Genomic DNA, 10,736 nt, shown 5'->3' on the forward strand with positions numbered 1-10,736 from the left:
TCGCCCTTGTGGATGGTCCACGCGCGCACTTCCTTCTCGCCCGCCGTGAAGTAGGTCTGCAACCCGAGGAGATCGTATGCCGCGCGGATCAGTCGATCGAGTCCCGGCTCGTGCAGCCCGAGGTCGGCGAGGAACACTTCCTTGTCCTCTGCGGAAAGATCCGCGATCTCCGCTTCCAGCGCCGCGCAGATCGGCACCACGGGTGCACCCTCGGCCGCCGCGTGCGCACGCACGGCCTCCAGCAGCGGATTGCCCCCGAAACCGTGCTCATCCAGGTTGGCGACGTACATCGCAGGCTTGCCGGTGAGCAGGCAGAGCGGTGCCAGGATGGCGCGCGACTCCGCGTCGAGGTCGGCGCTGCGCAGCGGCCGGGCCTGATCGAGATGCGCCTTCGCGCGCTCCAGCACCGCGAGTTCCCGCATGGCCTGCTTGTCGCCGGCCTTGGCGGGCCGCAGCACGCGCGCGATCGCCTTGTCGACGGTGACGAGATCGGCGAGCGCGAGTTCGGTGTGAATGACCTCGATGTCGGAAAGCGGATCTACCGTCCCCGCCACATGGGTGACGTTCTCGTCCTCGAAACAGCGCACTACGTGCGCGATGGCGTCGGTCTCGCGAATGTGGGCCAGGAACTGGTTGCCGAGGCCCTCGCCCTTGGACGCACCCGCCACCAGGCCCGCGATGTCGACGAATTCAACCACCGCGGGAATCACCTTCTGCGGTTTTGCGATGGCCGCGATGCTGGCGAGCCGCGGATCGGGCACTTCCACCACGCCCACGTTCGGCTCGATGGTGCAGAAGGGGTAGTTCTCGGCGGCGATTCCCGCCTTGGTCAGCGCATTGAAGAGGGTCGACTTGCCGACATTGGGTAGGCCGACGATGCCGCATTTGAGACTCATGCAGAGGATTCCGCTGGTTTGTCCGCCGGAGGTTTCGCCTTCGTGTGCAGCTTGAGCATGGCCGCCTCCAGATTGCCGCGCGCGACCAGAGGCCACACCGCGAGAGCCTTCTCGATCGAATCGTCGATCAGCACCTGCTCCTCGCGCCGCGGCGCGTGCAGCACGTAGTCGACCACGGCCGCGCGCTCGCCCGGGTGACCGATGCCCAGACGCAGCCGCCAGAAGTCGCGGGTGCCGAGGTGGGCAGCGATGTCCTTCAGCCCGTTGTGACCCGCCACACCGCCGCCGCGCTTGAGTCGCGGCGTGCCTGGCGGCAGATCGAGTTCGTCGTGCGCCACCAGAATCTCCTCGGCAGCGATCTTGTAGAAGCGCGCGAGCGCGCCCACCGAGCGCCCGCTCACGTTCATCCAGGTGAGCGGCTGGAGCAGCCAGCAATCCCGGCCTTCCACGCTGATGCGGCCGACGTTGCCGTGAAAGCGCGACTCCGGGCGCAGAGCAGTTCCCGCTTTCTCGGCAAGCCGGTCGACGAACCACCAGCCGGCGTTGTGACGGGTGGCGGCGTACTCCGTGCCGGGGTTGCCGAGGCCGACGACGAGACGCATGGAGGCGGGAAGTTCCGGAGAATCGCGTGAAAAGGCCCGTCAGAGCGTCGCGTTGCGACCGCGGCCGACGGGCCGAGCGTTGAGGAAAAGCGCCGGATTACTTCTTCTCGGGCTCCTTCTCCTCCTTCTTCGCGGTGCTTGCCGGCAGCTCGGCAGCAGCGGCCGGAGCGGCTGCCTCTGCCTCCTCCTCGACTGCCGCGCGCGGCAGGACGCAGGCAGCGACTACCGGATCCTCTCCCGACTGAATCGTGACGGCCTCGACGCCGGCCGGCAGCTTGAGGGCCGAGACGTGAATCGAGTCGCCCGCATCCAGACTTCCCAGGTCCACCTCGATGAACGCTGGCAGGTTCTTCGGCAGGCACACGACCTCGAGATCGTTCATCACGTGGCTCACGATGCCGCCGGAAAGCTTCACCCCCGGTGCAACCTCGGCGTTCATGAAGTGCAGCGGCACCTTGATGTAGATCTCCTTGTCCTGCGCGACACGCTGGAAATCGACGTGCAGGACTTCGGCGCGGAAGGGATGCATCTGCACGTCGCGCAGCAGCACCTGCTCCTTCTTGCCGGCCACCGCCATGCTCAGGATCGATGCATGAAAGGCTTCGAGCTTGAGGTGGTGATAGAGCGCGTTGTGGTCGAGCTCGATTGCCATCGGCGCGGTCTCGCCGCCGTAGACGATGCCCGGAACCTTGCCGCTGCGACGCAGGCGGCGGCTCGCACCCGTACCTTGCGCCGATCGCGGAAATGCGACGACTTCGATTGCAGCCATTTCACTCTCCTAGGTTGTGCACTCGCCGGCCGCGACCAGCCGGGAAGTGCCGGAAAAAGCCTGGTGGCCCGCCTCACTCCATGAAGAGCGAGCTGACTGAATCCTCGTTGCTGATGCGAAGCATGGTCTCCGCGATGAGCTCCGCCGCCGACACGCAACGGATGCGCTGGGAACGCCGTGCGTCGTCGCGCAGCGGAATGGTGTCGGTGACGACGAGCTGATCGAGCTGCGACGCTTCCACGCGCTCGACGGCGCGGCCCGACAGCACCGGATGCGTACAGTACGCGACCACGCGCTCCGCGCCCTGCGCCTTGAGCGCTTCGGCCGCCTCGCACAGGGTGTTCGCGGTGTCGACGAGGTCGTCCATGATCACGCACGTGCGGCCCTCGACCTCGCCGATGATGTTCATGACGGTGGCGACGTTGGGTCGCGGGCGGCGCTTGTCGATGATCGCGAGGTCGCAGTCGAGCCGCTTCGCCACAGCGCGCGCGCGCACCACGCCGCCGACGTCGGGTGATACGACGATCATGTGCCGGTATTCGTGCTTCCAGAGGTCTGCCAGCAGTATCGGCGTGGCATAGACGTTGTCGACGGGGATGTCGAAGAAACCCTGGATCTGGTCCGAGTGCAAGTCCATCGTCAGCACGCGGTCGACGCCGACGCTGGTCAGCATGTTGGCGACGACCTTGGCCGTGATCGGCACGCGCGCCGAACGCGGACGGCGGTCCTGGCGGGCGTAGCCCAGATACGGGATCGCCGTCGTGATACGGCCGGCCGAGGCGCGCTTCAGCGCATCGACGATCACCAGCACTTCCATCAGATTGTCGTTGGTCGGCGCACAGGTCGACTGCAGGACGAAGACGTCCTTGCCGCGGACATTCTCCAGGATCTCCACCTGCACCTCGCCGTCGCTGAAGCGACCCACGTTTGCGCGCCCGAGGTGGATGTGCAGGTGACGCACGACATCCTCCGCAAGCTTCGGGTTCCCGTTGCCGGTGAACACCATCAGGCTGTCGTAAGCCATCTCAGCTCAGGAGAGAGTTCGGGGTGGGGAGATCGGCTCGGTGCGCGACGGGCGTGCAGCGCGGCATCACGACGCCCATGTTGCGCACCGCGCCGCCAGCACGAGCGCGGGGCTGGGGAGGTAGGGATCGAACCTACGAATGCCGGAATCAAAATCCGGTGCCTTACCACTTGGCGACTCCCCAATCTGATCAATCAGCAAGGTTGTGCAGGGGATGCCGATCAAGGCCCTGCGCCACGAATCCGCTCATCGCAGGCGGCAGCAGCTTCGCCACCCGCCGCGCCGCATCCTCTGAATCGAACTCCGCGAACACACAGGCACCCGACCCCGTGAGCGCACTGAAACACGCCTCGCGTGCTTCGCGCCGCAGCCAGTCGAGGTGCGCGCCGACTTCCGGATAGGCGCGACACACGACGGCTTCCAGGTCGTTCTGACCCCGCACAGCCGAAAAGGCCGTAATTGTGACGGGCGGCGAGTTTCGTGTCAAATCAGGGTCTTCGAACACTTTCCGGGTCGCCACCGCAAGCGGCGGGACCAGCACGAGATACCACGCCGGCCGCAGGTGAATCGGCTGCAGTCGCTCGCCGATCCCTTCGCCGAAGGCGCTTTCGCCGAAGATGAAGACCGGCACATCGGCACCCAGCCGCACGCCCAGTTCCGCCAGTTCGTGCCGCGCAAGGCGCAGGTCCCAGATGCGGTTGAGGGCGAGGAGCACCGTCGCCGCATCCGAGCTGCCGCCGCCCAGGCCACCGCCCACCGGCAGCCGTTTCTGCACCCGGATCTCCACCCCGCGGGACACGCGCGCCTCCGTCTGCAGAAGCTGCGCCGCCCTGATGCAGATGTCCTCCTCGGCGGGGATGCCGACGACGTTGTTCGCGCGCCGGATGCGCCCGTCCTGGCGCGTGCGAAACTGCAGCACGTCACCGTGATCGATGAAGCGGAACACCGTCTGCAGCAGATGGTAACCGTCGGGACGGCGCCCCGTCACATGCAGGAAGAGGTTGAGCTTTGCCGGAGCGGGGTAGGTTACGAGTGATTCGTCCATGGCGTGGTCGCGCGCGAGGCGGCAAGGATAACGCGACCGCGCGCCGCTGTGAGCATGCGACACGACGCGCCCGCGTCAGGACTGCACCTGCCAGCGATCCACCACCAGGCGCAGCTGCAGGTCACCGTATTCCAGATAGATGAGAGCTGGAAGCGCGCCCCACTCGGTATCCTGATAGCGGCGGTATTCGATGGTCCAGCCGTCCTGCACGAGGCGCGTCAGGCGTCCGCTTGCCGGTTCGCGCTCGACGCGTTGCGGCTGACTGCCCGGTGCCGGACGACCGACGACCCAGTATTCGAGTCCAGCCAGCGGCAGGTCCCAGCCGAGCGCGCCGCGCGTGAGTTCTTCCGCGCTCGCTGCCCGTCGCGGCGGCTCGTGACCGGCGGTGAGCTCGACACCGGACGCATCGCGCACCAGCATGGCGACGCTGCTGCCGAGCGGCGACGAAAACCAGAGCTCGTCCGACTGCGGCGTGTGCACCCAGCGCAGCAGCCCCGACATGCCCTGTTCGCCGTTGCGGACGCCGATGCGACCGTTGAGCTCGAAGGTGACGCGGTCCGGGGCGAGCCGCGCTGGCGCGCGGTCGGGCGCGATGTCAGGCGCGGTGGCACAGGCAGCGAGGGCCAGCAGCAGCGCAGACGCCGCCCACTGCGCCAACCGGAGGCGCGGCCAGACGCGCCGGCGAATCAGGGCAGAAACCGCTTGACCGCGGCCTGCAGCGCTTCGTTGTCCGGATTGTCCTGCAGCGCCTGACGCCAGACCTTCTCCGCCTCGTCCTTCTGCCCCTGCGCCCAGAGCACCTCGCCCAGATGCGCGGCGATCTCCGGATCAGGGCGTTCGGCGAAGGCGCGCCGCAGATACACCAGCGCCTCCTTCGGCTGGCCGCGGCGGTAGAGCACCCAACCCTTGCTGTCGAGAATGAAGGGATCGTCGGGCGCGATCTTGAGCGCCTTGTCGATGTAGTCCTCCGCTTCCTTCAGGCGCTCGTTGCGATCGGCGAGCGTGTAGCCGAGCGCATTGTAGGCGTGCGCGTGATCGGGCTTGATGACGATGAGCTTCTTGAGATTCGCCTCGAGCACGTCGACGCGATTCACCTTCTCCGCCGCCATCGCGTAGTCATACAGCAGGTCCGGATAATTCGGCAGCTTGTCGAGCGAGCGGCCGAGGAGATCGTAGGCCTCCTGGTACTGGTTCTGATCGCGCAGGAGCTGCGCCTCGGCCTGGATCAGCTGCACGCGCTGCTGATTGTTCTGCACCGGCAGCTGCTGCAGATAGCGCCGCGCACCCGTGAGGTCGCCCTCCTTGGCGAGGACGCCGGCATAGCGCATCTGGGCCGGGATGTACTGGTCGCCGCGCCCGACCTCCTGGTACCAGCGCTTGGCGTCCTCGTAGTGCTTGCGCTCTTCGTCGACCTGCCCGAGATAGAGGCGGATGCTGTCGCCCTCCTTCGGGTTCTGGGTCAGCGCGCGCTTGAGCGTCTGCTCGGCGGCGGCGTAATCCTTCAACTCGATGGCGAGCAGCGCGACCGCCATGGTGACGTCGGCGTTCTGCGGGAAATCCCTGCCGAGTTGCTCGAACTCCTTGCGCGCTTCCTCGTAGTTGCGGTCGTTGACGAGCAGGCGCGCATAGTTGAGGCGCACGTCCTTCGCCTGCGGATACTCCTTGAGATAAGCCTTCCAGTACGCGAGCGCCTCGGCGTTGGAGCGGCGCTGCAGGACCTGGCCGCGTATCAGGGCGGCGAGTTCCCAGTCCGGTCGCAGCTTCGTCGCCTCTTCGGCCTCGCGCGCGGCGAGCGTCAGGTCATCGGCACCGAGGGCGGCTTGCGACACTGCGATATGGGCTTCGGCGACATTCGGATAGGGCTGCGCCAGCTCCCGCACCAGTTGCAGCGCGGCTTTGCGGTCGGCCGAGCGCGACAGCAGGCTGCTCAACTGCAGGAAGGCAGGGCCGACATTGGCCTTCTCTTCCCGCAGCAGCTTCTCCAGCAGCGGCTTCGCTTCGGTCAGCTTGTTCGAGTTGACGAGCAGTGCCGTCAATGCCTGCTGCGCGCGGACCGAGTCGGGATCGGTGGCGACCCAGATGCGCGCCGCTTCCAACGCCTGGTCCTGAGCGCGCGCAAAGAGCGCGACCTCGGTTGCGCGCTGCGCGATGCGCGGGTCCTGCGTCTTGCGCGCCATCTCCAGATAGGCCTGGGTGGCGACGTCGAGCCGACCCCGCTGGCCCGCCACTTCGCCGATCAGGAAACGGTACAGAATGTCGTTGGTCAGCTCCTGGTCCGGCAATGCGGGCGGCTTGGGCGTTGGCTCGGTCGGGATCGCGGCAGCCGGGGGCGGTTTCGCGGGGGACTCCGCAGCCGGCTTCTGCGGGCTTTGCGCGCACGCAGACAGGAAGAGCGCCAGCAGCGGTGCCGCGACCGCAACAGTTCGATTCATCGAGAGGATCCGAGAAGAAGGCAGAGGAATTAGAGGCACAGCAATGCGTCGAGGTTCGCGAAAAGCCCAGCGCGTTTCGCGAGACTGTATGAAACTCAACATATTAGGTATATTTACGCGCCCTTTCAATTGACGCCGGTCGCAACGCCCCGCCGTCGGTTACGGGTCTTCTGCTCACCGATGTCCGATTCCGCCCCAGCCCCCACCCTCGATGCCCGCGCGCTGTCGCGCAGCTTCGCCGGTCGGACAGTCGTGCGCGAGGTCGATCTCAAGGTCGATCGCGGTGAAGTGGTCGGCTTCCTCGGCCCCAACGGGGCGGGCAAGACGACCACCATGCAGATGCTCACCGGCAACTTGAGTCCGGGCGCCGGCCGCATCTCGATCTGCGGCGTGGATCTGCTGGAGGCGCCGGTGGCGGCCAAGCGCCACGTCGGATATCTGCCCGAGACGCCGCCGCTGTATCGCGAACTGAGCGTGAGCGAGTATCTGCAGCTTGCCGCGCGGCTGCGCCGGGTGCCGAAAGGCAAGATCACCGCGGCCGCGTCGAGTGCCGCCGAGCGCTGTGGGCTGGCGGCGGTGGGCAACCGTCTGATCGGCGCGCTCTCCAAGGGCTACCGGCAGCGGGTGGGCATCGCGCAGGCGATCGTCCACGACCCTGACCTCATCATCCTGGACGAGCCGACGGTGGGCCTCGATCCGAATCAGATCCGCGAGATCCGCGCCCTCATCCGCGAGCTGGGACGCGGGCGCGGCGTCATTCTGTCCACGCACATCCTGCCGGAAGTGGAAACCGTCTGCGACCGCGTGCAGATCATGCACGCGGGCAGCGTCGTCTACAGCGGCACGGTGCAGGCACTGCGCGCGCTGCGCGGTGGCCGCGCCCTGCTCGTCGGCCTGCGCCAGCCGCCGCCGCTGGCCGACCTGCGGGCACTGCCCGGTGTCGCGCACGTGGAGCTCACGGGCGCCGATCTATTCCGCATCGAGCCGGCAGCCGAGGCCGATCCGGGCGAGGAGATCGTGCGGCAGGCGGTGGCGCGCGGCTGGCGTCTTTTCCAGATCGCACCGGCGCAGGCGAGCCTGGAGGACATCTTCGCGCACCTCACGCAACGCGAAGATGCCGCGACCGCGGAGGCGAGTACATGATCCTGACCGTAGCCGCCAAGGAATGGCGGGCGCTCTTCGTGTCGCCGCTGGCGTGGGTCGTCCTCGCGTTCTTCCAGCTCGTGCTGGCGTGGATCTTCCTGTCGCGGCTCGATGCGTTTCTGTCCATCCAGAGCCAGCTCGTCGCGCTCGCCAATCCACCCGGAGCAACCGAGCTCATCATCTCGCCGGTTTTCGGCGTGGCGTCGATCGTTCTGGTGATGGCGGTGCCGCTGCTTTCGATGCGGCTGGTGGCGGAAGAGCGGCGCAACCACACCATGACGCTGCTCCTGTCGGCGCCGATCTCGATGACAGACATCGTGCTCGGCAAGTTTCTGGGCATCTTCGCCTTCCTGCTGCTGCCGATCCTCCTGATCGGCGCCATGGGCGCGTCGCTCGCCTGGGGCGGACGCCTGGACTGGGGTCTGGTGGCGTCCAACCTGATCGGCCTCGCGCTGGTCGCCGCGGGGCTTGCCGCCATCGGGCTCTTTGCCTCGTGCCTCACGGCGCATCCGGTCGTCGCTGCAGTGGCCGCGCTGGCGATTTCGCTCGCGCTCTGGATGGCCAATCTCGGCACCTCCGATCCGGCGAGCCCGCTGCACCTCGTGTCGCTGCTCAAGCACTTCGAGCCGTTCTCCAAGGGCGTCATCGACACGGCGAGCCTCGCCTACTTCGCGCTGCTGACCGGGCTCTTCCTGCTGCTCGCAATCCGCCGCCTCGACGCCGATCGGCTGCGGGGCTGAGCGCCAGGGGGCCCGACACGTGGAAGCCAGCCAACAGCTCCGTCGCCGACTGCTCCTGCAGAACGGCGTCTTCGTCGTTCTGCTGGTCGCGGCCGTCCTGCTGCTGGCAAAGCTCGCGCAGGACTACCGCGTGCAGTGGGACTTGACGCAGAACCGCCGGCATACGCTGTCGAAGGCCACACGCGACGTGCTCGCGCAGATGAAGGGACCGGTCACGGTCACCGCCTACGCCACCGAACAGGATCCGCAGCTCGGCGACATCCGCCGCATCATCCAGGAGTTCGTCGAGCCGTTCGCCCGCGCGAAACCGGACCTGACGCTGCGCATCATCGATCCGCGCGAGTATCCCAAGCTCGCCGCCGAGGCCAAGGTGCGCGTGAACGGCGAGCTCGTCATCGCCCACGGCAGCCGCACGGAGCATCTCACGCAGTTGAACGAGCAGGCCATGACCAACCTGCTCATGCGGCTGTCGCGCGGGTCTGAACGCATCATCGCCGGGCTCGACGGTCACGGCGAGCGGCGCCTCACGGGCAACGCCAATCACGATCTCGGCGATTTCGGCAAGCAGCTCGAAAACAAGGGACTGCAGCTCGGCACGGTGAATCTCGGCATCGCGCAGGCGATCCCCGACAACACCGCGGTTCTCGTCATCGCCAGCCCGCAGGTCGACCTCCTGCCGGGCGAGGTGGAGAAAGTGAAGCGCTATCTGGAGCGCGGCGGCAACCTGCTCTGGCTCATCGACCAGGAGCCGCTGCACGGGCTCGAGCCGGTCGCCGAGTATCTGTCGCTCGTCCTGTCGCCGGGCACCGTGATCGATCCGGCGGCGCGACAGATGGGACTGCCGCAGGCGGACGCCGTCGTCCACGGCTACGGCAATCACGTCATTGTGCGCGATTTCCCGCTCAACGCCGTGTTTCCGTTCGCACGCCAGATCGGCGTCGTGGAAGGCAAGGAGTGGCATGCGTTTCCGCTGATGGAAGTCGCCCAGCGCGGCTGGCTGGAAAGCGGCGAAGCCAACGACGAGGCCACGTTCGACCCCAAGCGCGACGCCGCCGGGCCGATCACCATCGGCTACGCGCTGGAGCGACGCGTGGAGGATCGCACGCAGCGCGTGGTCGTTGTCGGCAGCGCGAACTTCCTCGCCAACACCTATCTCGGGCTCGCCGGCAATCTCGATCTCGGCGTCAACATCGTGAACTGGCTGGCAGGCGATGACGATCTCATCACCATCCAGCCGCGCGCCACCGTGGACGCCAACCTCGAGCTCGGCCGCATCCCCCTCTTCGTCATCGCCGCGGGCTTCCTGGTGCTGCTGCCGGCGGGCCTGCTCGCTGCAGGCGCGGCGACGTGGTGGCGCCGGCGCCGCCTATGAGGCGTGGCGCACTCGTCAATGTCCTGCTCGCCGCGCTCGTCGCGGGGCTGGCGCTGTTCTTCCATTTTCGGCCGCGCCCGGCTGCCGCGCCGCCGCTCGCACTGTCCTCGCTCGATCCGGAGCAGGTCACGCGCATCCGTGTGGAGCGCGGCGCAACGGCCTTGGTGCTGGAGAAGCGCGACGGCCAGTGGTACCTCGATGCGCCTTACCGGGCGCGTGCCGACGCCTTCCGCGTGCGCCAGCTGCTCGACCTCCTGCGTGCGCAGCCAAGCCGCCAGTTCGCGGCCACCGATCTTGGCCGCTTCGATCTCGACCATCCGGCCACACGCGTCGTCTTCGACGATCGTCCCGTCGCCTTCGGCACCGTCAACGAGCTTAGCAACGAGCAGTACGTCGCGGCTGGCGACAGCGTCTTCCTAATTCCGCTGCGTTATGCGGCAGGGCTGCCGCAGGAGGCGAAGGACGTGACCGGCCGGGCCCTCTTCGGGCCGGACGAGGTGCCGGCGTCGATCGCGGTGGGCGGGGTGGAAATGGCGCTGCAGGACGGCCTCTGGCGGCTGCATCCAGAGAATCCCGGCCTGAGCCAGGACGATCTCAACCGCTGGGGCGACGACTGGCAGAGCGCGGCAAGCCTGCTCACGCAGCGGGTCACGGGCGCGGCGAAGGGGGATGCGATCACCGTCAGGCTCAAGAGCGGGAAGACGGTACCGCTC

The 10,736-nt window shown here is 67.4% G+C and carries 11 protein-coding genes and 1 tRNA gene; 4 read left to right on the plus strand and 8 right to left on the minus strand.

Going from position 1 to position 10,736, the window contains the following annotated elements; genetic code table 11:
* The 8 genes from ychF to JNK68_01620 form a co-directional block, all read right to left on the minus strand.
* Positions 1-896: redox-regulated ATPase YchF (gene ychF, locus JNK68_01585; GenBank protein MBL8539040.1), on the minus strand; the 896-nt coding region annotated here is incomplete at its 3' end.
* Complete coding sequence (gene pth, locus JNK68_01590) at positions 893-1,498, minus strand: aminoacyl-tRNA hydrolase (GenBank protein MBL8539041.1); 606 nt, start codon at positions 1,496-1,498, stop codon at positions 893-895. The genes pth and ychF, both read right to left, overlap by 4 nt.
* Positions 1,499-1,595: 97 nt before the next feature.
* Positions 1,596-2,258: a 50S ribosomal protein L25/general stress protein Ctc gene (locus JNK68_01595; protein MBL8539042.1), complete on the minus strand. Its 663-nt coding sequence runs from the start codon at positions 2,256-2,258 to the stop codon at positions 1,596-1,598.
* 82 nt (positions 2,259-2,340) lie between these two features.
* The gene (locus JNK68_01600) at positions 2,341-3,291 is read right to left on the minus strand and encodes a ribose-phosphate pyrophosphokinase (GenBank protein ID MBL8539043.1); all 951 of its coding nucleotides are present in this window, start codon (positions 3,289-3,291) and stop codon (positions 2,341-2,343) included.
* A 112-nt stretch (positions 3,292-3,403) separates the two neighbouring features.
* Positions 3,404-3,475: transfer RNA gene (locus JNK68_01605), tRNA-Gln, on the minus strand.
* Between the two features lie 6 nt (positions 3,476-3,481).
* Positions 3,482-4,336, minus strand: a complete 855-nt coding sequence (gene ispE, locus JNK68_01610) for a 4-(cytidine 5'-diphospho)-2-C-methyl-D-erythritol kinase (protein ID MBL8539044.1) — start codon at positions 4,334-4,336, stop codon at positions 3,482-3,484.
* Between the two features lie 75 nt (positions 4,337-4,411).
* A complete protein-coding gene (lolB, locus tag JNK68_01615; protein MBL8539045.1) occupies positions 4,412-4,993 on the minus strand; it encodes an outer membrane lipoprotein LolB in 582 nt (193 codons plus the stop codon).
* A gap of 29 nt (positions 4,994-5,022) precedes the next feature.
* Positions 5,023-6,768: a tetratricopeptide repeat protein gene (locus JNK68_01620; protein MBL8539046.1), complete on the minus strand. Its 1,746-nt coding sequence runs from the start codon at positions 6,766-6,768 to the stop codon at positions 5,023-5,025.
* Between the two features lie 180 nt (positions 6,769-6,948).
* Between JNK68_01620 and JNK68_01625 the strand changes: the two genes are divergently transcribed.
* The 4 genes from JNK68_01625 to JNK68_01640 form a co-directional block, all read left to right on the plus strand.
* Positions 6,949-7,911, plus strand: coding sequence for an ABC transporter ATP-binding protein (locus tag JNK68_01625; GenBank protein ID MBL8539047.1), 963 nt, complete (start codon positions 6,949-6,951; stop codon positions 7,909-7,911).
* A complete protein-coding gene (locus JNK68_01630) occupies positions 7,908-8,651 on the plus strand; it encodes an ABC transporter permease subunit (protein MBL8539048.1) in 744 nt (247 codons plus the stop codon). The genes JNK68_01625 and JNK68_01630 overlap by 4 nt, the downstream gene beginning before the upstream one ends.
* Positions 8,652-8,670: 19 nt before the next feature.
* The gene (locus tag JNK68_01635; protein MBL8539049.1) at positions 8,671-10,023 is read left to right on the plus strand and encodes a GldG family protein; all 1,353 of its coding nucleotides are present in this window, start codon (positions 8,671-8,673) and stop codon (positions 10,021-10,023) included.
* Positions 10,020-10,736: DUF4340 domain-containing protein (locus tag JNK68_01640; GenBank protein MBL8539050.1), on the plus strand; the 717-nt coding region annotated here is incomplete at its 3' end. The genes JNK68_01635 and JNK68_01640, both read left to right, overlap by 4 nt.

It is taken from the genome of Betaproteobacteria bacterium (genome assembly GCA_016791345.1).
In the GTDB taxonomy this organism is placed as follows: domain Bacteria; phylum Pseudomonadota; class Gammaproteobacteria; order Burkholderiales; family JAEUMW01; genus JAEUMW01.

Excerpts from the sequence above, each read along its gene's own strand:
- pth (MBL8539041.1), bottom strand. The coding sequence starts at position 1,498 with ATGCGTCTCGTCGTCGGCCTCGGCAACCCCGGCACGGAGTACGCCGCC.
- JNK68_01600 (MBL8539043.1), bottom strand. The coding sequence starts at position 3,291 with ATGGCTTACGACAGCCTGATGGTGTTCACCGGCAACGGGAACCCGAAG.
- ispE (MBL8539044.1), bottom strand. The coding sequence starts at position 4,336 with ATGGACGAATCACTCGTAACCTACCCCGCTCCGGCAAAGCTCAACCTC.
- JNK68_01620 (MBL8539046.1), bottom strand. The coding sequence starts at position 6,768 with ATGAATCGAACTGTTGCGGTCGCGGCACCGCTGCTGGCGCTCTTCCTG.
- JNK68_01625 (MBL8539047.1), top strand. The coding sequence starts at position 6,949 with ATGTCCGATTCCGCCCCAGCCCCCACCCTCGATGCCCGCGCGCTGTCG.
- JNK68_01630 (MBL8539048.1), top strand. The coding sequence starts at position 7,908 with ATGATCCTGACCGTAGCCGCCAAGGAATGGCGGGCGCTCTTCGTGTCG.